The 23,567-nt window shown below is 71.4% G+C and carries 23 protein-coding genes; 8 read left to right on the top strand and 15 right to left on the bottom strand.

Annotated elements, in window-relative coordinates; all coding sequences use genetic code 11:
* The first annotated feature begins 197 nt into the window (after positions 1–197).
* The 4 genes from ABD073_RS01570 to ABD073_RS01555 all read left to right on the top strand — a co-directional run bounded on the left by ABD073_RS01570 (position 198) and on the right by ABD073_RS01555 (position 2,704).
* Positions 198–533, top strand: a complete 336-nt coding sequence (locus tag ABD073_RS01570) for a PadR family transcriptional regulator (protein ID WP_343871957.1) — start codon at positions 198–200, stop codon at positions 531–533.
* The gene (locus ABD073_RS01565) at positions 530–1,219 is read left to right on the top strand and encodes a hypothetical protein (protein WP_343871956.1); all 690 of its coding nucleotides are present in this window, start codon (positions 530–532) and stop codon (positions 1,217–1,219) included. Before ABD073_RS01570 ends, ABD073_RS01565 begins: the two co-directional genes overlap by 4 nt.
* Positions 1,220–1,280: 61 nt before the next feature.
* Positions 1,281–1,973: a hypothetical protein gene (locus ABD073_RS01560; RefSeq protein ID WP_343871955.1), complete on the top strand. Its 693-nt coding sequence runs from the start codon at positions 1,281–1,283 to the stop codon at positions 1,971–1,973.
* Positions 1,970–2,704: a hypothetical protein gene (locus ABD073_RS01555; protein WP_343871953.1), complete on the top strand. Its 735-nt coding sequence runs from the start codon at positions 1,970–1,972 to the stop codon at positions 2,702–2,704. The genes ABD073_RS01560 and ABD073_RS01555 overlap by 4 nt, the downstream gene beginning before the upstream one ends.
* A 109-nt stretch (positions 2,705–2,813) precedes the next feature.
* Here the strand turns inward: ABD073_RS01555 and tsaD are convergent, their stop codons facing one another.
* The 5 genes from tsaD to ABD073_RS01530 are packed head-to-tail and all read right to left on the bottom strand — an operon-like array spanning position 2,814 to position 8,289.
* Positions 2,814–3,857 carry a tRNA (adenosine(37)-N6)-threonylcarbamoyltransferase complex transferase subunit TsaD gene (gene tsaD, locus ABD073_RS01550; protein ID WP_343871952.1) on the bottom strand — a complete coding sequence of 348 codons (1,044 nt, stop codon included), beginning with the start codon at positions 3,855–3,857 and terminating at the stop codon, positions 2,814–2,816.
* Positions 3,850–4,320, bottom strand: coding sequence for a GNAT family N-acetyltransferase (locus tag ABD073_RS01545; RefSeq protein WP_343871951.1), 471 nt, complete (start codon positions 4,318–4,320; stop codon positions 3,850–3,852). Before ABD073_RS01545 ends, tsaD begins: the two co-directional genes overlap by 8 nt.
* The gene (gene tsaB, locus ABD073_RS01540) at positions 4,317–4,982 is read right to left on the bottom strand and encodes a tRNA (adenosine(37)-N6)-threonylcarbamoyltransferase complex dimerization subunit type 1 TsaB (protein ID WP_343871950.1); all 666 of its coding nucleotides are present in this window, start codon (positions 4,980–4,982) and stop codon (positions 4,317–4,319) included. The genes ABD073_RS01545 and tsaB overlap by 4 nt, the downstream gene beginning before the upstream one ends.
* Entirely contained in the window at positions 4,979–5,911 is a 933-nt protein-coding gene (tsaE, locus tag ABD073_RS01535) for a tRNA (adenosine(37)-N6)-threonylcarbamoyltransferase complex ATPase subunit type 1 TsaE (RefSeq protein ID WP_343871949.1), read from the bottom strand. The genes tsaB and tsaE overlap by 4 nt, the downstream gene beginning before the upstream one ends.
* 44 nt (positions 5,912–5,955) lie before the next feature.
* On the bottom strand, positions 5,956–8,289 hold the full coding sequence (locus ABD073_RS01530; RefSeq protein WP_343871948.1) for a DEAD/DEAH box helicase: 2,334 nt from the start codon (positions 8,287–8,289) through the stop codon (positions 5,956–5,958).
* A gap of 521 nt (positions 8,290–8,810) precedes the next feature.
* On the opposite strand from ABD073_RS01530, the gene ABD073_RS01525 reads away from it, so the two are divergent.
* Positions 8,811–9,956, top strand: a complete 1,146-nt coding sequence (locus tag ABD073_RS01525; protein ID WP_343871947.1) for a glycosyltransferase family 4 protein — start codon at positions 8,811–8,813, stop codon at positions 9,954–9,956.
* Here ABD073_RS01525 and ABD073_RS01520 read toward each other — a convergent pair whose 3' ends face one another.
* The 5 genes from ABD073_RS01520 to glmS all read right to left on the bottom strand — a co-directional run bounded on the left by ABD073_RS01520 (position 9,957) and on the right by glmS (position 14,714).
* On the bottom strand, positions 9,957–10,418 hold the full coding sequence (locus ABD073_RS01520) for a hypothetical protein (RefSeq protein WP_343871946.1): 462 nt from the start codon (positions 10,416–10,418) through the stop codon (positions 9,957–9,959). It lies immediately after the preceding gene.
* Complete coding sequence (locus ABD073_RS01515; protein ID WP_343871945.1) at positions 10,415–11,833, bottom strand: NAD(P)H-hydrate epimerase; 1,419 nt, start codon at positions 11,831–11,833, stop codon at positions 10,415–10,417. The genes ABD073_RS01520 and ABD073_RS01515 overlap by 4 nt, the downstream gene beginning before the upstream one ends.
* A 16-nt stretch (positions 11,834–11,849) precedes the next feature.
* Positions 11,850–12,206: a holo-ACP synthase gene (locus ABD073_RS01510; RefSeq protein WP_343871944.1), complete on the bottom strand. Its 357-nt coding sequence runs from the start codon at positions 12,204–12,206 to the stop codon at positions 11,850–11,852.
* Between the two features lie 2 nt (positions 12,207–12,208).
* A complete protein-coding gene (locus ABD073_RS01505) occupies positions 12,209–12,676 on the bottom strand; it encodes a tetratricopeptide repeat protein (RefSeq protein WP_343871943.1) in 468 nt (155 codons plus the stop codon).
* A 190-nt stretch (positions 12,677–12,866) separates the two neighbouring features.
* Entirely contained in the window at positions 12,867–14,714 is a 1,848-nt protein-coding gene (gene glmS, locus ABD073_RS01500) for a glutamine--fructose-6-phosphate transaminase (isomerizing) (RefSeq protein ID WP_343871942.1), read from the bottom strand.
* A gap of 148 nt (positions 14,715–14,862) precedes the next feature.
* Between glmS and coaA the strand changes: the two genes are divergently transcribed.
* Positions 14,863–15,846, top strand: coding sequence for a type I pantothenate kinase (gene coaA, locus ABD073_RS01495; protein ID WP_343871941.1), 984 nt, complete (start codon positions 14,863–14,865; stop codon positions 15,844–15,846).
* Here the strand turns inward: coaA and ABD073_RS01490 are convergent, their stop codons facing one another.
* From ABD073_RS01490 to treZ, 5 genes are all read right to left on the bottom strand, one after another.
* On the bottom strand, positions 15,847–16,848 hold the full coding sequence (locus tag ABD073_RS01490) for a bile acid:sodium symporter family protein (RefSeq protein WP_343871940.1): 1,002 nt from the start codon (positions 16,846–16,848) through the stop codon (positions 15,847–15,849).
* Between the two features lie 117 nt (positions 16,849–16,965).
* Complete coding sequence (glmM, locus tag ABD073_RS01485; RefSeq protein WP_343871939.1) at positions 16,966–18,318, bottom strand: phosphoglucosamine mutase; 1,353 nt, start codon at positions 18,316–18,318, stop codon at positions 16,966–16,968.
* A gap of 106 nt (positions 18,319–18,424) precedes the next feature.
* Positions 18,425–18,958, bottom strand: coding sequence for a 30S ribosomal protein S9 (rpsI, locus tag ABD073_RS01480; protein WP_343871937.1), 534 nt, complete (start codon positions 18,956–18,958; stop codon positions 18,425–18,427).
* Between the two features lie 29 nt (positions 18,959–18,987).
* Positions 18,988–19,431 carry a 50S ribosomal protein L13 gene (gene rplM / locus ABD073_RS01475; protein WP_343871936.1) on the bottom strand — a complete coding sequence of 148 codons (444 nt, stop codon included), beginning with the start codon at positions 19,429–19,431 and terminating at the stop codon, positions 18,988–18,990.
* A gap of 161 nt (positions 19,432–19,592) precedes the next feature.
* A complete protein-coding gene (gene treZ / locus ABD073_RS01470) occupies positions 19,593–21,368 on the bottom strand; it encodes a malto-oligosyltrehalose trehalohydrolase (protein WP_343871935.1) in 1,776 nt (591 codons plus the stop codon).
* A 112-nt stretch (positions 21,369–21,480) separates the two neighbouring features.
* Between treZ and ABD073_RS01465 the strand changes: the two genes are divergently transcribed.
* Both ABD073_RS01465 and ABD073_RS01460 read left to right on the top strand, forming a co-directional pair.
* Entirely contained in the window at positions 21,481–22,860 is a 1,380-nt protein-coding gene (locus tag ABD073_RS01465; RefSeq protein WP_343871934.1) for a glycoside hydrolase family 125 protein, read from the top strand.
* The gene (locus ABD073_RS01460; protein WP_343871933.1) at positions 22,848–23,546 is read left to right on the top strand and encodes an MOSC domain-containing protein; all 699 of its coding nucleotides are present in this window, start codon (positions 22,848–22,850) and stop codon (positions 23,544–23,546) included. Before ABD073_RS01465 ends, ABD073_RS01460 begins: the two co-directional genes overlap by 13 nt.
* Positions 23,547–23,567 lie beyond the last annotated feature (21 nt).

Genomic DNA, 23,567 nt, shown 5'->3' with positions numbered 1-23,567 from the left:
TGACCGCATGCCCGCGGCCAGCACCACCCAGTAGAACCCGCCACTTACACCGTTAATCGGACACTCCCCATCGAGGGGCCGATTTTCAGGGTTGGACGTCTGCCCCGATTCGCGCCACGGGTGGGTCGCTCTGTCCGAACGGCCAGACCACGCCAACTATGTAGCGGCGCCGACTAGTTAGGCGTACCGTCGAGGGCATGGAAGAGGCTTGGCCCACCGAGTGGCTCCGCGGCGTGCTGGAGCTGGGCGTGCTGCGCGTGCTCACCGAGGGCGCGGAGTACGGCTACGCGATCATCACGCGGCTGGAGGCCGAGGGCTTCGGCACCATCAAGGGCGGCACCCTGTACCCGCTGCTCACCCGGCTGGAGCAGGCAGGCATGGTCGTCACCGAGTGGCGGGCCGGACAGGGAGGCCCGGGGCGCAAGTACTTCGCCCTCACCGCGGCCGGACACCTGCACTTCCAGCAGGAGTCGGCCCGGTGGAATGCCTTCACCCGCCGTACCCAACCCTTCATCTGCCAGGAGACGCCATGAGCACCGATCCGTACGTCGCCCAGGCCGTGAGCCATGAGGCCGACCAGAAGTGGGACCGCAGCTTCGAGGAACAGATGCGCCTGCGGGGTGCCACCGGCACGTCGATCGGCGACGCCCTCGCCATGATCGACTCGCACTGCCAGGAGACCGGCGAGTCCCGTCAGCAGGCCTTCGGGGATCCCGCCCGCCAGGCGGGCCTGCTGCACCCCGGCGGCCTGAGGCCGCACGGTTGGCTGCTGCGCCAGTTCCTGCCGAGCCTGCTCACCGTCGTGACCTTGAATCTGTCGCTGCCCAACGTGGGCCTCGACGGACGGGCCATCGTGCCGCTGTGGGGCGTCATCGCCCTGGCTGCGTCCCTGCCCCTGGTGCTCACATTCCCTTGGATCGAGTACCGAATGCCAGGCAGGAAGGGCTCGGCCCTGCAGCTGGCCACGGTGGGCATCCTGCTGATCGTCATCATGGGCCTGAGCTGGACCCACCCCGCCGAGCTGCACCTCGACCTCCGGCTGGTGAAAGGCCTCAGCGTCCTGTTCGGACTGCTCGCCACCCTGTCCTGGTCGACGCTCAACCAGGACCCCGCCATCGATCCGCGACGGCCCCGCTCCGAGCAGTTGGTCTCGCCCTGGCTCAAGAACCTGCTGGCCCTGATTCCCCTGGCCTGGGCAGTGGCCCAGTGCTTCGCCTGACAAGCAGGATCGATGGCGCGCCCACATCTGAACCACCCGTTCATCTGCCAGGAGGGCTGAGATGACCAACAATTCCCGAGGCACCGAACAGCTGCCCGTGACGAGCTGGTACGAGGCCTTCATCGCCGAGATGGAGCAGCGTGGCGCTAGAGCCCACCAGATCTCCGACCAGGTGGCGACGGTGCACAGCCACTGCCTGGAGGCCCAGGAGAACCCCCAGGTGCTCTTCGGCCCGCCCCACGACTATGCCCGCGATCTGGTGCCCACCCCGGGCGCCTTCCGCCCGATCCGATGGGTGCATGGCCTGGGGTCCTGGGCCTTCATGGCCCTGTGCTTCACGGCCCCGGGCGCAGCACGCTGGCTGATGGGCAGCACCGGCGGTGCCACCTGGTTCTCCATCACCCTGCTGGTGCTGGTCGTGGTGGCCTTCTGCCTGGAGGCGGCTCTGGCCGGGATCGTGGGAGCGCGGGCCAGGTGGATCCCGCTGCTGGTCCTCCTCTGCGGTCTCGCGATGGCGTGGTGGCGTATACCGCTCGATGCGATGGCGCCGGGTTGGCTGGCCTGCCTCATCACGGGGACGGCAGTCGTGGCCGGTCTGGCTGCCGCTTGGCTGGGGCGCAGGCAGCGGATCACCGACCCGGTCACTGGGCGTCCCTATGCCCTGACCAGCAACCAGCCGACCTGGCTCTGGCTGGGGCTAGCCGTCGTGGTGGTCACCCTGCTCGTCGTCCTCACGAACACCGTCTGGAGGTGACCGCAACCATGGATCCGCACGAGGTCTCGAGGCTCGACGCCCTGATGGAGTCCGGCGAGGCCATGGACAACCACGACTGGCACCGGGTCTTCGTCGAGCAGATGAGGTACCGGGGTGCAGGTGGGACGGCCATCGGTGAGGCCTGGGCCGAGGTGGAGAGCCATTGCGCCGAGTCCGGGCAGCGGGCGGTGCACGCCTTCGGTGACCCCACCGACTATGCCGACCAGCTCGCAGGACCGGCCCGGCTGTGGCCCGCCTTCCGGCACCAGATGCTGGCAGTGGCGCTTGGCAGCATTGCGCTCGCCTGCGTGGCCCTCCTGCCGTGGACCCTCGCCCGGCCGGCGGTCATCAGCTGGGGCACGCTCGCCCAGGTGTTGGCCTTCCTGCTCTTCGGCCTGGTCACCACCGCCGTCTACCTCTGGTCGCGCAGCTCCACCGGCCGACGGGTCGCGGGCTTCATGGCCGCCATGGCCGTCTGGCAGCTCAGCATGCCCGCCCTGCGCAGCTGGGACGCCACGGCCTTCACCGCGTCGGCCTGGCAGCTCTGGCTGCTCGCCGCGTTGCTGGTGGCCGGCGCCACCTGGGCAACGGTCCGACAGGTCGGGAACCACGTCGTGGACCCGCGCGGCGCCGACGACCCGGCCGCTCGCTGGTGGTTGCGAGTGGCTCCTTGGCTGGTCCCCGCCCTGGCGCTGGGCATCCTGCTGGTCCGGGCCATCGCCCATCTGTGACGGCTCGCTCCCCACGGCCCAGGCTGGCGCGCCGAACCCCGAAGGGGCGAAGCAGGATTCCACCTTTCGGTGGAAGCCGGCCAGGGCCCCGAGCGGCCCGGACCAGGGCTCAGACCAGGATGGTGGAGATCGGCAGGCCCGAGTTGGCGCCGATGTCCATGCTGGAAGGCTTGCCGCCGGCCTTGACCACCTCGGAGCCGAGCACGGCCATCATGGCGCCGTTGTCGGTGCACAGCGCAGGACGCGGGCGACGCAGCTCGACGCCAGCGGCCTTCATCCGCTCCTCCAGCAGGCCGCGCAGCCGCGAATTGGCCGCGACGCCGCCGCCGATCAGGAAGTGCTCCAGACCGCGCTCCTGGCACAGGTCAACGGCCTTGGCGGTGAGCACGTCGCAGACCGCCTCCTGGAAGCTGGCGGCCACGTCGTTGAGCGGCACCTCCAGCCCGTCGCGCTCGCGGGTCTCCACCCACCGGCTGACGGCGGTCTTGAGGCCGCTGAAGGAGTAGTCGAAGCGGTGCTTGGCCAGGTCGTGCCGGGCGGTCAGGCCACGCGGGAAACGGATCGCGGTCGGGTCGCCGTCCTGGGCGGCCTTGTCGATCACCGGGCCGCCCGGGTAGGGCAGGCCGAGCACGCGGGCCACCTTGTCATAGGCCTCGCCGGCGGCGTCGTCGATGGTGGAGCCCACCTGGGTGATGGAGGTGGCGATGTCGTCGACCACCAGCAGCTCGGTGTGCCCGCCGGAGACCAGCAGGGCACCGGCCGGGGTGGGCAGCGGGCCGTGGTCCAGCAGGTCGACGGCCACGTGGCCGGCCAGGTGGTTCAGCCCGTAGAGCGGCTTGTTGGTCCAGGCGGCCAGTGCCTTGGCGCTGGCCAGCCCCACCACCAGGGCACCCATCAGGCCGGGGCCGGCGGTCACGGCGATGCCGTCCAGCTCCGAGAGGTCCACGTCGGCGGCGGCCAGGGCGCGCTCCAGGGCCGGCACCATGGCCTCCAGGTGCGCCCGGGAGGCCACCTCGGGCACCACGCCACCGAAGCGGACGTGCTGCTCCACCGAGCTGGCGACCTCGTTGGCCAGCAGCTCGTTGCCGCGCACGATGCCCACGCCGGTCTCGTCGCAGGAGCTCTCGATGCCCAGGATCAGCGGTTCACTCATGGTCTGCCTCGTCCTTCTCGTCGGCCAGCGGTGCGGCCATGACCAGGGCGTGCGCCCCCGGTCCGTAGTAGTTCTCGCGACGGGCCAGCTGCTCGAAGCCGCAGCCGTCGTACAGGCCGAGCGCGGCCTCGTTGTCCTCGCGGACCTCCAGCAGCATCCGGCTGGCGCCGATGGCCTGGGCCCACTGCATGCCGGCCTGCATCAGCTGCTTGGCCAGCCCCTCGCCGCGGTGCTCGCGGGCCACCATGATGCGGTGCAGGTCTGCGGTGTCGGCGACGCACTGGAAGGTGGCGGCCGCCTTCACCCGGTCCTCGGCATCGCGGGCGGTGATCACGAAGCGGTCGCCGGCCTGCAGCTCCTCGCGCCAGGCCTGTTCGCTCCACTGCTCCGCGGCCGGGAAGGAGCCCTGTTCCAGCTCCAGGATGGCGGGCACGTCGAGGTCGCGGGCGGCGGCGCAGATCACCGGGGCGCCTTCAGGGTGAGCCGCTGGCCCACCAAGGTGGACTTGCGGGTGGTGGGGGCCACGGCATCGGGCTTGCGCAGGTAGAGCGCGTCGGAGCCGGCATCGGGCAGCTCGGCCCAGTGCGCGGCCAGCACGCCCGCGTCGAGGGTGTCCGGTCCGTCGACGAAGATCTGGGGCCAGGCCTCGCGACCGGGGCCGGCCACCGGCAGGTCGGGCAGCTCGCTGGGGGCGCTGACCTGCGGCTCGCCGATGCGGCGACCGTCGGCACCGTAGCGGGCCCAGTAGAGCTCCTTGCGGCGGGCGTCGGAGGCGATCACGAAGTCACCCGTGGGCGGCTGCTCGCCGTGGGCCCACTGCCAGGCCACGACGTCCAGACTGCACACGCCGTGCATCGTGGTGCCGGCCAGCGAGGCGATGGTGTGGGCGGTGACGATGCCCACCCGCAACCCGGTGAACGGGCCGGGGCCCAGGCCGACGGCCACCTCGGTCACGTCGGAGACGGCGATGCCCTGGCCACGGCACAGCTCCACCACGGCGGGCATCAGCTTCTCGGCATGGCCGCGGCGGTCCGCGATCAGCTCGGAGGCCACCACCTGGCCGTCGCGGGCCAGGCCCAGGCAGATGTCGGTGGAGGTGTCCAGGCCCAGGGTCCAGGTGGTCATCGGTCGTCCTTCGTCAGGTCGTGCAGGTCGACGCCCTGCCAGCGCTCGCCGAAGCCGGTGAGGTAGACCACGCGGGTCTCGTCCTGCGGATCGGTGCTGCGGCGGATGTCGACGTCCAGCACGGCGGGTGCGAGACCCTCGGCCAGCCCGGCGCCCCACTCGACGAGCGTGACGGAGTCGGCCAGGGTCAGGTCGAGGTCCAGGTCGAAGAGCTCGGCCTCGGAGCCGAGCCGGTAGGCGTCCACGTGCACCAGGTCGGGGCCGCCGCTGCGCGAGCGGTGCACCCGGCTGAGCACGAAGGTGGGTGAGATCACGGGGCCGTCGACGTCGAGGCCGCGGCCGATGCCCTGGGTGAGGGTGGTCTTGCCGGCGCCCAGGTCCCCGGAGGCGACGACCACGTCGCCGGCGCGCAGCAGGCCGGCCAGCCGCTCCCCCAGCTCCTGCATCGCCTCGCCGGTGGCCACCACGTGGCGGGCCGGCAGCTCGTGGCCCATGGTCCAGCCCAGCGGCTGGGCGCCGACCTCGCTGAAGCCGTGCTTGGTCCACCACTGCTTCACCTCGGGGAACTCGCGACGGCACAGGATCTCGACGCGGCGGGCCCCCAGGTCGGTGAGCACCTCGCACGCGCCGCGCACCATGACGGCCGCGACGCCGTGCTTGCGGGCCTCGGGATCGACGCTGACGCGGTGCAGGCCGCCCACGGTGCCGTTCAGCGAGGTGAGCAGGCAGCCGACCATCTGGCCGTCCACCTCCGCCACCACGCCGGGCGAGGCCTCGAGCGCTTCCTCGATGTCGGACAGCGTGTCGGACAGCGCGGCGGCGGGCGGGTCCACCGCCGGCCGGGCGCCGAAGGCCAGGTGGACGAGCCGCAGCATCGCCGGGGCGTCAGCCGCCCCGGCGATGCGCAGGTCCACGGAGGTGTCAGTCACGTCGTCCCACTCTAGTCCTCGTCACCGGCGGTGCCGGGCGTGGCTCAGCGCTCGCGGCGCCAGCCCTGGTTGCCACCACGATCGCCACGGTCGTTGCCGAAGCGTCGGCCGCCACCGCCCTGGCCGCGGTAGCCACCGCCGCCCTGGCCGCGGTAGCCGCCGCCACGTCCGCCCTTGTAACCACCCTGACGGGGGCCACCCTTGCCGCCACCGCGACGCGGGGCGATCAGGCGTTCGTACTCGGCCTCCTCGATGGGAGCGCTCTCGCAGACGCGGGCACCGGTGGTCTCGTGCAGCTTCTCGTCGCCGGGGCGCACGGGCAGCGGGTCCACCTTCACGCCGGCCTGGCCGGCGATGCGGGCCATGGTCTTGCGCTGGTGCGGGAGCACGATGGAGGCCACCACGCCCTTCTCACCGGCGCGGGCGGTGCGGCCGGCGCGGTGCAGGTAGTCCTTGGAGCTCATCGGCGGGTCCACCTCGAGCACCAGGCTCACGTCGTCGACGTGGATGCCGCGGGCGGCGACGTCGGTGGCCACCAGCACCGGGACGGTGCCCTCCTTGAAGGCCGCCAGGATCCGGGTGCGGGCACCCTGGGTCAGGCCGCCGTGCAGCGCACCGGCCATCACGCCGGCGCCGCGCAGCTGCTCGGCGACGCGGTTGGCGCCCATCTGGGTGCGGACGAACAGGACGCTGCGGCCCTTGCGGTTGGCGATCTCCGCGGTGATGGCGTTCTTGTCGTGCGGCAGCACCTGCAGCAGCTGGTGCTCCATGGTGCTGACCGAGGCGCGGTCGGTGTCCACCTGGTGGGTGACGGGGTCGTGCAGGTACTTCTTGACGATCCGGTCCACGGCGTGGTCCAGGGTGGCCGAGAAGAGCAGGCGCTGGCCGTCGGCCGGCACCGAGTCGAGCAGGGTGGTCACGGCGGGCATGAAGCCCAGGTCGGCCATGTGGTCGGCCTCGTCGAGCACGGTGACCATGACCTGCGAGAGGTCCACGGCGCCCTGCTCCAGCAGGTCGATCAGACGGCCGGGGGTGGCCACGACGATGTCGACGCCACGCTCGAAGGCGCGCAGCTGCGGGCCGTAGCCCATGCCGCCGGCGATCAGCGTGAGGTCCAGGCGCAGGGTCTTGGCCAGCGGGGCCAGCACGTCGGCGCACTGCAGGGCCAGCTCACGGGTGGGCACCAGCACCAGGCCGCGCGGGGCGCCACCGGTGGGGTCCGCCTGCGAGATCCGGGTGAGCATCGGCAGGCCGAAGCCCAGCGTCTTGCCCGAGCCGGTCTGGCCACGGCCCAGCACGTCACGCCCGGCGATCGCGTCGGGAATGGTGGCGGCCTGGATCGGGAAGGGGGCGGTGATGCCCTGCTTGTCCAGCGCGGCGACGATGATCTTCGGCACGCCGAGGGCGGCGAAGCCCTGGCCCTCCTCCACACCGGTCTCGTCGATCTCGCCCAGGTCGGTGGCGGTCCAGCTCATCTGGTCCGGGTCCTCGCTGAAGGGACGGTCCTCGCGACGCTCCGGGTTGAAGCGCGGCTTCTCGTCGCGGCCCCAGGCCGGGCGACGCTCGTCACGGCCGCGACGCTCGTCGCGGTCGAAGCGGGGCTTGTCGTCACGCTGGAAGCGCGGCTTGTCGTCACGCTCGAAGCGCGGCTTGTCGTCACGCTCGAAGCGGGGACGATCGCCACGCTCCTCGCGACGGGGGCGCTCGGGGCGGTCCCAGGGCTTGCGCTCGGCACGGGGCTCCCACCGGGTCGGGGGCTCCTGGCGCACCGGGCGCGAGGCGTAACCGGGGCGCGCACCGCGCTCCTCGCGGTCGAAACGGGGACGATCGTCGCGACGGTCGTCACGCTCGAAGCGGGGACGGTCGTCACGGCGCGGGCGGTCGTCGCGCTGGAAACGCGGCTTGTCGTCGCGCTCGAAACGGGGGCGCTCGTTGCGCTCATCACGACGGTCACCGCGGTGGCCGCGGTCATCGCGCTCGAACTTGCGGGGGGCGCGGCCGCCGAAGCCGCCCTCCCGGCGCTCGGAGGAGTAGCCGCGACGCTCATCGCTGGGGCGGGCGGACTCGAAGTTGCGGCCGCGGGAGTCGCTGGTGCGGGGGCTGTCGGTGCGGGGGGCATCACGACGATCATCCGCGCGGAAACCGCGACGATCATCCGCGCGGAAGTCGCGACGGTCGTCGGAGCGCTGGTCGCGACGGTCGTCGGAGCGGTAGCCGCGGTCCTGGCGCTCCTCACGGGGCTCCCAGGCCTTGCGGGGCTTGTGGCCCTGGGCGGCGCGCTGCTCGTTGCTCCAACGGTTCTTGGGGCCAGCCTTCTTGGCGGGCTTGAAACCGGGGGCCTTGGCGGCCTTGCGGCCGTGCGGGGTGGGACGGGGCATGGTGGTACTCACTTCTGGGCGCCGCTGGGCGCCCGTCGGGGCAGCCGATGGTGTCTCGACTGGTTCGGCCGTTCCTCGTCGAGGAGACGGATGGAACCGCGGCGCACCAACATGCACTTTCACAACGCAGGTGATGGCGGCGGAACATGGCGCTCGAAGCCGGGGCTGGATGGGCCATGTGGCGTCAGGCGCTTGGGTGGCGAATTGGTCGCCTCATCCAAGCTGCAACTGATTCGCATCATGGGGCAACTACCGCTGGTCGACCTCGGGGAGGTGACCCGCGAATTGCCCTTTCAGATGGCAACACTACCAGTCAAGGGCGTTTCGCAACGAATCGGTGACGATCCGGGGCTCAGCCGGCTGCCAGTGGCCAGCCGCCACCCCGGCCGCCACCACTCGCCCAGGGTGCCTTCGCGTGTGGTTCATGTGCGTCGTCGGCTGTTCAGCTTCGTCGCCCAACGTTCAGCCGCTGGTGGCCCAGGCTGGGCGGTGAGGCCTGGTCACATGGTTACCATCGAGATGTGCGTGTAGCTTTCGCGGCGGAGTCCTTCCTTCCCCAGGTGAACGGTGTCACCAATTCGGTGCTCAGGATGCTCGAGCACCTGCGGGCCACCGGCCACGAGGCCATGGTGCTCGCCCCCAACGACGGCGGGCGCGTCCCGCACGACTACCTCGGCTTCCCGGTGGTGCCGCTGGCCTCGGTGGGCCTGCCCGGCTACAACGACGTGCGCGTGAACACCGCACCCCGCTTCATGATCGAGCGGGCGCTGGCTGACTTCCGCCCCGACGTGGTGCACCTGGCAGCCCCCTTCGCCATCGGCTACAAGGCGGCGCTCAGCGCGGCCCGGCTGAACACCCCCTCGGTGGCGATCTACCAGACCGAGATCGCCACCTATGCCGCCCAGTACGGCTTCCCCGCCCTGGAGCCGGTGCTCTGGTACCGGCTCAAGCAGGCCCACAACCTGGCGACGCTGAACTTCGCCCCCTCCACCTATGCCCGCGACCAGCTGCTGCAGCAGGGCATCCCGCGGGTGGGGATCTGGGCGCGCGGCGTCGACTCCACGCGCTTCCACCCCGCGCGGCGCGATGAGCAGCTGCGCCGCTCCTGGGCCCCCAACGGCGAGCGGATCGTCGGCTACATGGGACGGCTGGCGGCGGAGAAGAGCGTGCACCACCTGGCCGCCATCGCCGACATCCCCGGCATCCGGCTGGTCATCATCGGCGACGGCCCGGAGCGCGCCGAGCTGGAGCGCCAGCTGCCGCAGGCCCTCTTCCTGGGCCTCAAGACCGGCGACGAGCTCCCCCGCTGCCTGGCCAGCTTCGACCTGTTCGTGCACACCGGTGAGCTGGAGACCTTCTGCCAGTCGATCCAGGAGGCCGAGGCCAGCGGGCTGCCGGTGATCGCCCCGCGCCGCGGTGGCCCGATCGACCTGGTGGACCCCTCGCGCACCGGCTGGCTCTACGAGCCCGGCCGACTGGACCAGCTGCGCGGCTACGTCGCGGACCTGGTGGGCGACGACTACAAGCGCCAGGCGATGGGCCAGGCCGCCCGCACCAGCGTGGAGCACCGCACCTGGCCCTTCATCTGCGAGCAGCTGGTGGGCCACTACCGCGAGGCGGTGCGCACCGGGGTGCGGATCCCGCGGCTCACCAACTCCACCCGCTGATCAGCCGAGCACCAGGACCAGCCCGGGCAGCAGCACGATGAAGGCGCCGACCCACCACAGGTGGTGACGCATCTCGCGGTCCGCCTCGAACAGGCCCAGCAGCCCCAGGCCCAGCCCGCATCCGGTGGTGCCCGCCAAGGAGCCCACCAGCATGGTCCGGCGCGGCAGCACCACCAACGGGGCATTGACCAGCACCCCGGCGGTCACGGCCACGACCAGGGCGGCCGTGCCACCCAGGACGCCCCAGACGTAGTGGCGCAGCCAGAAGTGGCCCCAGCGGATCAGCACCACCAGCGTCAGCGCGATGCCCACCAGTGCCAGGGGCAACCCGGCGCTGATCGGCAGCCGGCTGCGGTGCGGCTGCAGCAGCGCGAAACTGGCGCCCATCGCGAGGACGATGCCCGCCCCCAGCAGCAGGATCGCCGTCGGGTGGACCCGCTGGGCGTGGTCCACGCGCCTCACCGCACCACCTCGAAGCCGCCCACCACGGCGGGCACCTCGCGAGCGATGTCGTCGGGCGGGTAGGGACCGGGACGACGTCGCGCCGCCATCGCCTGTACCGAGGCTCCCAGCAGCGCCGCCCGGGCCGCGTCGAGCCCTGCGGCGAGCAGGGTGGCGCAGATCCCCGCCAGGACGTCGCCGGAGCCGGCCTGGGCACTCCAGTGCGGTCCCGGCACGGCCAGCCACACCGCCCCGTCGGGCTGCACCACGTACTGGGTGGCGCCCTTGAGCAGCACCACCGCCTGCCAGCGGTCCGCAGCGGCACGGGCGTGGCCGATCGGGTCGGCGGTGACCTCCTCACGCTCCACATCGAGCAGGCGGGCGAGTTCTCCGGCATGCGGGGTGAGCAGGCAGCCGGCCGGCAGATGGTCGGGCAGCAGGCGCAGCGCATCGGCGTCGACCACGGTGGGCAGGCCGTCGGCCAGGCGGCCGGCCAACCGCTCGGCGTCGCCGGGCTCGTCGCCCCAACCGGAGCCCACCAGCCAGGCCTGCACCCTGCCCTCGCCGTGGGTGACACTGGGCAGGGCGGCGCGGATCAGGCCATCGGCAGGCCCGGGGCCGCAGAAGCGGATCATCCCGGCGCCGGCGTGCAGCGCACCCACGGTGCCCAGCACCGCGGCACCCGGGTAGTGCACCGAACCGGTGTCGATGCCCACCACGCCGCGGGAGTACTTGTCGCTGGTGGGGCCGGGGAGGGGCCAGCGCTGGGCGATGTCGCCGGGCGCGGCGGCGAGCGCCCAGGGCTCCCCCAGCTCCAGCCCGATGTCCACCAGGCGCACCTCACCGCAGCGCGAGGCGGCCGGCTGCAGCACGTGGCAGGGCTTCAGGGCACCGAAGGTGACGGTCAGCGTGGCGTGGAAGCTCTCCTCGGCAGGAGTGGAGGAATCGGCGTCCAGCCCCGAGGGCAGGTCGACGGCGACCACCGGGATCCCCAGGTCACGGGCCTCGCGGGCCAGCGTCGCCACCGGCGCATCCAGCCCAGGGCGTCCGCCGATCCCCAGCACGCCGTCGAGCAGCAGGTCCGCCTCGGCCAGCGCCGTGGTGGCCTGGCCGGCGTCGATCTGCTGGCAGCCGGCTGCCTGCGCCTCCGCCAGGCCGGCCTCGTGGGCGTCGCCGTGGGTGGCCCACAGCTCCACCCGGCACCCCAGACGGGCCAGCCGGGCGGCCGCGAACAGGGCATCCCCGCCGTTGTTGCCGGGCCCGACAGCCACCAGCAGCCGGGCACCGTCGACGCCGGGGCCGCGTCCCTCGAGGAAGTTCTCCACGGCCTCGGCCAGGCCATCGGCGGCGCGCTGCATCAGGTCGACGCCCGGGTTGGCGGCGAAGAAGGCCTGCTCGGCCTCGCGCACCTGCTGGGCGGTGTGGACGGCGATCATGCCGGCTCCTCTCGGCTCATGCGTCCTCACAGATCACGATCGCGGTGGCCATGCCACCGTCGTGGGACATGGACAGGTGGATGGTGGTGATGCCCAGCTCGGCGACGCGGGCGGCGACGCTGCCCCGCACCTCGAAGCGTGGCGCACCGGACTCGGTGCGCACCACCTCGGAGTCCAGCCAGGCCATGCCGGCCGGCGCGCCGATGGCCTTGGCCAGCGCCTCCTTGGCGGCCCAGCGGGCGGCCTGCGAGGCGGTGGAGGTGGCGGCCTCGGCCGGGTTCAGGATGCGCTGCAGCAGGCCGGGCCGACGCTGCAGCATCGCCTCCCAGCGCGCGATGGAGCACAGGTCGATGCCGACCCCGACGACGGCCATGCTCAGTTCCCGGTGCGGCTCGTGGCGACGGCCAGGGCGTGGCGGGTGCTGGCGACGGTGGCCGGTGAGGAGCCGCCGCTCTGGCGCAGCATCAGGGCCTGGGAGAGTTCGTGGACGGCCTCGGCCGGGCGGCCGGCGTCGAAAAGGGCGATGCCCAGGTGGTAGGCCAGCAGCGACTGCGCCCCGGCCGGGGAGGAGGCCTGCAGCTCACGGTAGGCGGCGATGGCCTCGTCGTGGCGGCCCTGGTCGCGCAGCGCGTCGGCGCGCAGCGCCCGGGTGCGGAAGGCATCGGGCTGGTCGGCCAGCAGCTGCTCGGCGCCTGTCGGGTCCCCGCCCCACAGCGCCACCAGCACCTCGGTGTAGGGGTCGGCCTGCCGGTCCGCGCGGAAGGCCTCGGCGTCGGTGATGGTGGGCCGCAGCGTGGTGCGGTCCATCTGCCAGCCGGGCCCCTGCTCGATCTGCTCGCTCACGAGCGCGAGCCTACCGGCTGCAGGCACAGCACCGCCCCCGCCACAAGGGCGGGGGCAGTGTTGAACTCAGGCGCGGGGATTGGAGAGGGTCGTCCCCGTCCTTCCGTTCCCTGCGTGCCGGTGAGCGAGGTACGAGCGAACCGTGAACGCACCCAGGGCGCGGGGGTTGAAGGGGGTCGTCCCCCTTCCCTCATTCAACCGTGACGGACTTGGCCAGGTTGCGGGGCTGGTCGACGTCGTGGCCCAGCTGGGTGGCCACCTCGCAGGCGAAGAGCTGCAGCGGCACGATCGACAGGATCGGCTGGAGCAGGGTCGAGGCCTTGGGGTGGCGAATGATGACGTCGGCATAGGGAACCACCGAGTCGTCGCCCTCCTCCACGATGACGATGGTCTTGGCGCCGCGGGCACGCACCTCCTGGATGTTGGAGACCACCTTGTCGTGCAGCTGGTCGCGACCCTGCGGCGGAACGGCGATGAAGATCGGGATGCCGTCCTCGACGAGGGCGATGGAGCCGTGCTTCAGCTCGCCGGCCGGGAAACCCTCGGCGTGCTTGTAGGCGATCTCCTTGAGCTTGAGTGCACCCTCCAGGGCCGAGGGGTAGCCCACGTGGCGGCCCAGGAAGAGGAAGGACGGGTCGTCCTTCAGCTCGGCGGCCATGTCCAGCACCTGCTGGTCGGCGTCGAGCATCTTCTGGATCTTCTCGGGCATGGTGGCCAGCTCGTCGGTGACGGCCTTGATCTCGTCGCCGTACTTCATGCCGCGCACCTGGGCCAGGTAGAGACCCAGCAGGTAGCAGGCCACCACCTGGGTCAGGTAGCCCTTGGTGGAGGCGACGCCGCGCTCGGGGCCGGCGTGGGTGTAGATCACGGCATCGGACTCGCGCGGGATGGTGGCGCCGTTGGTGTTGCAGATGGCGATCACCTTGGCGTGCTGCTCGCGGGCGTGGCGGATGGCCATCAGGGTGTCGGCGGTCTCGCCGGACTGGCTGATGGTCACCACCAGGGTGTTGGGGTCGATGATCGGGTCGCGGTAGCGGAACTCGCTGGCGATGTCGACCTCGCAGGGGATGCGGGTCCAGTGCTCGATGGCGTACTTGGCCACCAGACCGGCGTGGTAGGCGGTGCCGCAGGCCACGATGACGATCTTGTTGATGCGACGCAGCTCCTCGGGGCTGATGCGCACCTCGTCCAGGGTGAGCTGGCCCTCGGCGTCGTAGCGGCCCAGCAGGGTGTCGGCCACGGCCTGGGGCTGCTCGTAGATCTCCTTGCGCATGAACCAGTCGTAACCACCCTTCTCGGCGGCGGCGATGTCCCAGTCGATGTGGTACGGCTTGACGGCGGTGGCCTCGGTGCCGTCGAAGTTGGTGATGGTGACCTCGTCGCGGGTGATCTCGACCACCTGGTCCTGGCCCAGCTCGATGGCCTCGCGGGTGAACTCGAGGAAGGCGGCGACGTCGGAGCCGAGGAAGTTCTCGCCCTCGCCGACGCCCACCACCAGGGGGCTGTCGTGACGGGCGGCGACCACGCGCTCGGGGTCCTGGCCGTCGATGGCGACCAGGGTGAAGGCGCCCTGCAGGCGGTTGGCCACCTGGTGCATGGCCTGCGCGATCGGGGTGCCCTCGTCGACCAGCTTGCCCAGCAGCTGGGCGGCGGCCTCGGTGTCGGTCTCGGAGGTGAAGCTGACGCCCTGGCCCTCCAGCTCGGCGCGCAGCTCGGCGAAGTTCTCGATGATGCCGTTGTGCACCAGCGCGACACGGCCGGACTGGCTCACGTGGGGATGCGCATTCTGGTCGGTGGGGCCGCCGTGGGTGGCCCACCGGGTGTGGCCGATGCCATGGTTGCTGGCGGGAAGCGGGTTGGCCTCCAGCTCAGCGTCCAGGTTGGTGATCTTGCCCGACTTCTTGCGGGCCTCGATCCTTCCGTCCGCCTCGACGGCGATGCCCGCGGAGTCGTACCCGCGGTACTCGAGCCGACGAAGGCCCTCAATGACAACGTCCTGGGCGCTGCGCGGCCCGATATATCCCACAATTCCACACATGGCAAGAAGTGTACAAAACCATTGAGCGTTTTGCGAATGCGCACCGCAACCGCACCGAGGGACGGGCTGCGGCCGGATGGACAGCAACGCCCCCGCAGTGTGAATCTAGCCCCTGAGGAGGCGCCGCACCGCGATTCGGCGCGCAACGATGACAGACCTTCAGCACGACGGCGGCGGCCAGGCCTCCCCCGAGGACGACAACCCCTCGGGACCCTACGTGGAACTCAGCCGCGGGGACTGGGCCGGGCTGGCCGACCACACCGACATCGACCTCGACGAGCAGACGCTCGCCCGGTTGCGCGGCCTGGGCGACCCCACCGGCCGCGACGAGGTGGAGGCGGTCTACCTGCCGCTCACCCAGCTGATCCACCTGCACATGCGCCACACCGGCCACCTCTACCGCGCCAGCAATGCCTTCCTGGAGCTGGAGGTGCGCCGCACCCCCTTCGTGATCGGCGTGGCGGGCTCGGTGGCGGTGGGCAAGTCCACCACGGCGCGCCTGCTGCGCGAGCTGCTCTCCCGCTCCCCCGGCCGTCCCAAGGTGGACCTGATCACCACCGACGGCTTCCTGCGCCCCAATGCCGAGCTGGAACGACGCGGACTGCTGGACCGCAAGGGCTTCCCGGAGAGCTACGACCGGCGCGCCCTGCTGCGCTTCGTGGTGGACGTGAAGTCCGGCGTCCCCGAGGTCAGCGCCCCGGTCTACTCCCACATCACCTACGACATCACCGACGAGGTGGAGGTGGTGCGCCAGCCGGACATCCTGATCGTCGAGGGCCTGAACGTGCTGCAGCCGGCCCGGACCCGCAGCGACGGCGCGGTGGGCCTGGCGCTGAGCGACTTCTTCGACTTCAGCGTCTACGTCGACGCGCAGGAGCAGCACATCCGACGCTGGTACGTGGAGCGCTTCCTGGCGCTGCGCGAGACCGCCTTCAGCGATCCCGACAGCTATTTCACCCGCTTCGCCACGATGGGCGATGCGGAGGCGATCGCCTTCGCCAACCAGGTCTGGGACGAGATCAACGGACCCAACCTGCGCGTGAACGTGCAGCCCACCCGCCCGCGCGCCACGGTCATCCTGCGCAAGGGCGCGGACCACGACGTGGAGAGCGTGCGGATCCGCAAGATCTGATCAGTAGCTCTGGTGGCGCTCAGCGGTGCGTCGCAGGACCATCGCCAGCACGGCGCCCGAGATGTTGTGCCAGACCGAGAAGACCGCACCCGGCAGGGCGGCCACCGGGCTGAAGTAGGCCCCGGCCAGGCCGGCTGCCAGTCCCGAGTTCTGCATGCCCACCTCGATGGCGACGGTGCGGGCGGTGCGCTCGCTCTGCCGGAACAGTCGGCTGAAGCCGTAGCCCAGCGCATAGCCCAGGCAGTTGTGCAGCACCACCGCCAGCAGCACGATGCCACCGGCCTTGACCAGCTTGTCCGCGGACGGGCCCACCACCCCGGCCACGACGCCGGAGATGGCCAGCACACTGATCCAGGGCAGCAGGCCCAGGATGCGCTTCACCCAGGGGCCCAGCAGCAGCCGCAGCACCAGGCCGCCCAGCACGGGGAGCAGCACGATCTTGACGATGTCGCCGGCCATCTTGGCGCCGTCGACCGGCATGTAGGTGCCGGCCAGCCAGAGCGTCAGCAGCGGCGTGAGCAGCGGGGCCAGCAGGGTGGAGATGGAGGTGATGGTGACGCTCAGCGCCGTGTCGGCCTTGGACAGGTAGCTGATCACGTTGGAGGCGGTGCCGCCGGGGGCACAGCCCACCAGGATCACGCCGGCCGCCAGCTCCGGGGACAGCCCCAGCAGCTGTGCCACGCCGTAGCCGAGCAGCGGCATGATGCCGTACTGGGCCACCACGCCGAGCAGCACCGGCAGCGGGCGCCGCACCACCAGGGCGAAGTCCGGCACGGTGAGCGTCAGGCCCATGCCGAACATGATCAGCATCAGCAGGGTGGTGACGTGCGGGGTGATCTGCTTGGCGGCACCGGGCACGAAGAAGCCGAAAGCGGCCGCGGCCAGGATCAGCAGCGGGAAGACGGTCACCGCGATCCGGGCGCTGCGCTCCTCCCCGGCCCGCACGGGGGCCTCGGGGATGGGGGCGGTGGGGGCCGCGGGGGTCTGGGCGGGTGACGTCATGCGGCCGAGGCTAGGCATCGGGCGACGCCCGCGAGGCCCTGACCAGCCAGCGGACAGGCCACGGGCCCGCCACCGCTGGTGACGGGCCCGTGGTGCCGGCGCCGGGCCGGGAAGGGTTCAGAGACTGACGCGCTCCTTGACGACGTCCGCGAGTTCCTCGCAGACCTGCTGGGCGCGCTCCATGGTCTCGGCCTCCACCATGACGCGGACCACGGGCTCGGTGCCCGAGGGACGCAGCACGACGCGGCCGGTGGTGCCCAGCTCCTTGTTGGCGGCGCTGACCGCCGACTGGATCTGCGGGTCGATGCCGGCACGCAGCTTGTCGACGTCCTTGACGTTGATCATGGTCTGCGGCAGGCGGGTCATCACGGCGCCCAGCTCCCTGAGGCTCTTGCCGGTCTGCACCATCCGCGCAGCGATGTGCAGGCCGGTGAGCACGCCGTCGCCGGTGGTGGCGAACTCGCTCATGATGACGTGGCCGGACTGCTCGCCGCCCAGGGTGAAGCCGTTGGCATTCATGCTCTCCAGCACGTAGCGGTCGCCCACCTTGGTCTGGTCGACGCGGATGCCGTTCTCACGCATGGCGTTGACGAAGCCGAGGTTGCTCATGATGGTGGCCACCACGGTGTCGGAGTGCAGCTTGCCGTCCTCCTTGAGCGCCAGCGCCAGGATCGCCAGGATCTGGTCGCCATCGATCAGCGTCCCCTCGGCGTCACAGGCCAGGCAGCGGTCGGCGTCGCCGTCGAAGGCCAGGCCCAGGTCAGCGCCCACCTCAACCACCTTGGCCTGCAGGTCGCCCATGTGGGTGGAGCCGCAGTCGCGGTTGATGTTCTCGCCGTCCGGGGTGTTGTGGATCGCCACCACCTCGGCACCTTGGGTCTCGAAGGCCGCCACGGCGGTCATGGAGGAGGCGCCGTTGGCGCAGTCCAGGACCACCTTCAGCCCCTCCAGGCTGCCCTCGCTGCCGAGGCTGCGCACCAGGTGGGCGACATAGGCCTCGACGGCCCCGTGGTCGTCGGTGACGCGACCCACAGCGGCGCCGGTGGGACGCTCCCACTCCTCGCCCATCCGCTCCTCGATCGCGTCCTCCAGGGTGTCGTCCAGCTTCACGCCGCCGCGGGAGAAGAACTTGATGCCGTTGTCGGGCATCGGGTTGTGGGAGGCCGAGAGCATGACGCCCAGGTCGTAGTTGCCGTCGTTGACCAGGAAGGCGGCGCCGGGGGTGGGCACGACGCCCACCCGCACCACGTCGACGCCGGCGCTGGCCAGGCCGGCCACCACGGCGGCCTCCAGGAATTCACCCGAGGCGCGCGGGTCACGGGCCACCAGGGCGGTGGGGCGCTTGGCGCCGAAGACGCCCGCCTCGCCCAGGACGTGGGCCGCGCCCACCGAGAGGTCCAGGGCCAGTTCGGCCGTCAGGTCCTTGTTTGCCAGTCCGCGCACGCCGTCGGTGCCAAAAAGTCGAGCCATGGGACACGAGCCTACCGCCCGCACGGGCCGGATCCGGACAAGCGGAAGGCCGCCACCCCGATGGGATGGCGGCCTTCGCGAGCCGTGCTGCTGGTGCAGCGCAGGATCAACGCTTGCTGTACTGCGGGGCCTTGCGGGCCTTCTTGAGACCGGCCTTCTTGCGCTCCTTGATGCGGGCGTCGCGGCTCAGCATGCCGGCCTTCTTCAGGGCGGGACGGCTGGCCTCTTCGTCGATGGCGTTCAGCGCACGGGCGATGCCCAGGCGCAGGGCACCGGCCTGGCCGGTGATGCCGCCACCGTTGATGCGCACGATCACGTCATAGGAGTCGGCGACACCGGCGGTCACGAAGGGCTCGTTGACGATCTGCTGGTGAACCTTGTTCGGGAAGTAGTCCTCGAGGCTGCGTCCACCGTTGATCGAGAACTGGCCGCTGCCGGGCACCAGGCGGACGCGGGCGACGGCCTCCTTGCGACGACCGGTGGCACCGCCGGCGGCGATCACCGCGGCGCGACCCGAGGGGTTGGTGGCCGGGGTCGGGTTCGAATCCGTGCGGTAGGCGATCTCGCGATCGTTCTCGTCGGTGAACGGGGTGACCTCGGTCTCGAGGTTCTCGTCAGTCGTCTCTACGGTCTCAGACACAATTGTTCCTTGGCTCACGGTTTCGATCGTCACTGGGCGATCTGGGTGATCTCGTACACCTGCGGCTTCTGCGCGGCGTGGGGGTGCTCCGGGCCTGCGTAGACCTTGAGCTTGCTCATCAGCTGACGGCTCAGCTTGTTCTTGGGCAGCATGCCCCAGACAGCCAGCTCGACGGCCTTGCGCGGGTCCTTGTCGAGCAGCTCGCCGATCGGGGTGGCGGTCAGGCCACCGGGACGGCCGGAGTGGCGGTAGCGCATCGAGTCGGTGCGCTTGTTGCCGGTCACCGCGATCTTCGAGGCGTTGATGATGACCACGAAGTCACCGCCGTCGACGTGGGGGGCGAACGTGGCCTTGTGCTTGCCGCGCAGCAGGGTGGCGGCAGTCACCGCGAGGCGTCCGAGGACGACGTTCTCGGCATCGATCACATGCCAATTCCTGGTGATCTCGCCAGGCTTCGGGCTGTACGTAGACACGGGTCGCAGACCATCTTCCGTTAGATTGCTGAACAGTTGGGCAGCGCAGTCACGGTCGGCGATTCCTCGCCACGACCATTCCAAGGCGCAACAGCGACTCAGGCTACCCCGCGGCCCCGGCACGGGTCAAAACGAGCCGGTGCCGGAATCGACGGCGCTGGTCAGGAGCGTCCCACCAGGGCATCACGGGTCAGGTGCAGCACCGCACCCGAGTAGGCGCCCAGCAGCACCTTTCCCTCGACGATCTGCACGTCGCCGACGCGCAGCAGCACCTCGGAGGAGTCCTCCAGCTCGATCTCCACCGGGTCCGCGTCGAAGTTGACCACCACGCTCATGGTCTCGCCGCGGTCCAGCTGGAACCAGTGCGAGTCCGGGTCGAAGAGCGTCTGCACCCACTCGAAGCGGGGGTCGGTGAGGTCGGGATAGGTGCGGCGCAGGGCCAGCGCCTCGCGATAGGTCTGGGCGATCTCGCGGTGCACGTCGCCGTCCACCTCGCCCCAGTCCAGCACCGAACTGCGCCAGGCCTCCTCCGACTGCGGGTCCACGATGGTGGACAGATCCCAGTCCATCTTGGCGAACTCCTCCAGCCGGCCCTTGCTGACCGCCTCGGCCAGCTCCGGCTCGGGATGGGAGCTGAAGAAGCGGAAGGGGGTCGAGGCACCCCACTCCTCCCCCATGAAGACCATCGGGGTGTAGGGGCTGAGCAGGGTGAGCAGGGCGCAGATCTGCAGCTGCCGGGTGGAGCACATGGCGGCCAGCCGGGCCCCGTCGGCGCGATTGCCGATCTGGTCGTGGTTGTCGCTGCAGACCACCAGCCGCCAGGTGGGCAGGGTGGGGGTGTCCAGCCGTCGCCCGTGGCGCCGGCCCCGGAAGCTCGACTTGGTGCCGTCGTGGAAGAAGCCGTTCTCCAGCACCTTGCCCAGCGCGTCGAGGCTGGCGAAGTCGGCGTAGTAGCCGGAATCGACACCGGTGACATTGGCCAGCAGGGCGTGGTGGAAGTCGTCGCTCCACTGCCCGTCCAGACCGTAGCCGCCGGCCTCGCGCGGAGTGATCATCCGCGGGTCGTTCAGGTCGCTCTCCGCGATCAGCGAGAGCGGGCGGCCCAGGAAGGCGCTCAGCGCACCCACCTCCACCGACAGCTCCTCCAGCAGGTGGATCGCGGAGGTGTCGATCAGGGCATGCACCGCGTCGAGCCGCAGCCCGTCGACGTGGAAGTCCTGCAGCCACATCAGGGCGTTGTCGATGATGTAGCGCCGCACGTGGTCCGAGTCCTGCTTGGTGAGGTTGATCGCGCCGCCCCAGGGGGTGCTGACGCTCTCGTCCAGGTAGGGGCCGAAGAGCGGCAGGTAGTTGCCGCTGGGGCCCAGGTGGTTGTACACGACGTCCTGGACCACGCCCAGGCCACGCTGGTGACAGGCGTCGACGAAGCGCTGGTAGGCGCGCGGACCGCCGTAGGGATCGTGCACCGCGTACCAGCAGACGCCGTCGTAGCCCCAGCCGTGGACGCCGTTGAAGGCATTGACCGGCATCAGCTCGACGAAGTCGAAGCCCATCTCGGCGATGTGGTCCAGCCGCTCGATGGCCGCCACCAGGGTGCCCTGCTCGGTGAAGGTACCCACGTGCAGCTCGTAGATGGAGTGGCCGGCCAGCTGGCGGCCGGTCCAGTCGCCGTCGGCCCAGTTGTAGCCGGCCGGGTCGTAGGCCTGGCTCAGGCCGTGCACGCCGTCGGGCTGCCAGCGCGAGCGCGGATCCGGGTAGACCTGCTCGGAGCCGTCCAGCCGGTAGCCGTAGCGTGCCCCGTCCACCGCCAGGTCGGCGTGCTCGTCGCCGAGGCGCCACCAGCCCTCCTCGGCGCGCTGCAGCTCGACGGTCTGGCCGTCGACCACCAGCTCGACGCGTTCGGGGGTGGGGGCCCAGACATCGAAGGACAGAGGCACAGGGATCTCCTGAGGGGTTGCGTGCGGGGGTGCTCACCAACCTAGCGCCTGCCGCCGACATCGCCGCCAGCCGTGGGCAGCCTCCACGCCGAGGGCGAACTAGCCTTGGCCCATGCCCCTGCCCCGCCCCGGCACGCTGGTGCCCGCCCTGCTGCGCCCCGGCAGCCGTCGCCCGCCCGAGCCCCTGCCGCTGCCCGAACCGGTGCGCGCACTGCTGGAGCAGCGAGGTGAGGCCGTCGAGACCGCGCTCGGCCACGGGATGGGAAGGCTCTACCGCGATCTGATGGGCGACACCTGGACGCGCACCCTGCGCCCCGGCCGCGACGGCGTCTTCGTCGTCACCGGCGACATCCCGGCGATGTGGCTGCGCGACTCCTCGGCCCAGATGCGCCCCTGGCTGGCGCTGGCCGCCCACAGCACCGAGGTGGCCGGGATGCTGCGCGGCGTGGTGCGGATGCAGTGGCACCTGCTGGGCCACGACCGGCGCGCGAATGCCTTCAACCGTGGGCCGGTGGGCGGCACCCACCACCTGCTGGACGACCACGTCTGGCGGCTGGGCGCCGACCCGTGGATCTGGGAGCGCAAGTACGAGCTGGACTCGCTCGCGCTGCCGATCCAGCTCGCCCACCAGCTCTGGCGGGCCACCGGACAGCCCGACCACCTCGGCTCCGAGGTGCGGACCGGCCTCGACCGGGTCGTGGAGCTGTGGCGCCTGGAGCAGGACCACGAGTCCTCCGACTACCGCTTCGTCCGGCTGGACGCGGTGCTGCGGCGCCAGGCCTCCGAGAGCCTCCCGCGCCGCGGCCGGGGTGCCCCGGTGGCGCGCACCGGGATGACCTGGCAGGGCTTTCGGCCCAGCGACGATGCCTGCACCTTCGGCTACAACGTGCCCGGCAATCTCACCGCCGCGCACAGCCTGCACCTGGCCGCCGAGCTGGCTCGCGAGGTCTGGGCCGACGAGCCGCTGGCACTGCGCTGCGAGCGCCTGGCCGAGGAGATCCGCGCCGGCGTGGCGGCCCACGCCCACCACCCCGAGGGCGGCTGGTACTACGAGGTGGACGGCCTGGGCGGCAGCCTGGCCGCCGACGACGCCAACCTGCCGAGCCTGCTGGGTCTGCCGCTGACCGCCGGGGTCGACCGCCAGGACCGTGACTACCTGGCCACCCGGGCGCGGGTGCTGAGCGGCGCCAATCCCTGGTGGCACCGGGGCCGGGCAGCGAGCGGCATCTCCAGCCCGCACACCCCGGGCGCCCGCGTCTGGCCGATCGCGCTGGCGGTCCAGGGCCTGACCGCCACCTCGCGCGAGGAGGCCGTCGGGCTCGCCCGGCTGCTGGCCGCCACCACCGCGGACACCGGGATGATGCACGAGTCCTTCCACGTCGACGACCCGGCCGACTTCACCCGGGCATGGTTCAGCTGGGCCAACATGATGTTCTGCGAGCTGGTGGACCAGCTGGCCCACGGCGACGAGGAGGTCCGGTGGGCCCGGTGACCAGCGTCGAGCGGCTGGGCTGGAGCCCTGTGAAGGGCACCAGCTGGTTGTCGGCCGAGCGCCTGGAGCTGGACGGCGACGGCATCGAGGGTGACCGGCTCTGGTCCCCGGTCACCCCTGACCTGCGCTGCGTCCGCGCCACCGACCTGCCCTGGCTGGCCGGTCTGCGGGTGGAGCCCACGGAGCTGCCCGGGCCGGACGACCTGCTGCTCGACGGCCGGGAGCGCACCGTCCTGTACTACGACCGTCGCTTCAGCGCGCTGGTGCACGGCGGCGAGGTGGCGCGCAGGCTCTCCGAGGCCGCCGGCCAGGAGCTGCTGCTGGCCCGCACCACGGGGCGCCGGGGATTCATCTGGTCCTCCCCGGTGAGCCTGCTGCTGCGCTCCGAGCTCGACGACCTGCCGCTGGACACCGACCGCTACCGGCCCAACATCGTGCTCGACGACCGTGCCGAGCCGATCCGTCCGGAGCCGGGGATGCGGCTGCGGCTCGGGCCCGTGGTGCTGCACGTGGAGGCCCCACTGGAGCGCTGCCTGGTGATCGACCACCACCCGGTGACCGGGCGACGCGACCAGCGCCTGCTGGGCCGCCTGCGCCCCGGGGTGCTGCTCGGCTGGGGCTGCCGGGTGCTGGCGCCGGGGAGCCTGGCGCTCGGCGAGCTGGAGGCAGCGCTGCTGCCGGGCTGACCGTGGCTGTGGCATTCCCCA

Origin of the sequence: Luteococcus peritonei, assembly GCF_039526385.1 — a bacterium.
Classification (GTDB): domain Bacteria; phylum Actinomycetota; class Actinomycetes; order Propionibacteriales; family Propionibacteriaceae; genus Luteococcus; species Luteococcus peritonei.
Note: the sequence above shows the minus strand (reverse complement) of the source record. Positions and strands in the feature narration are given on the sequence as shown.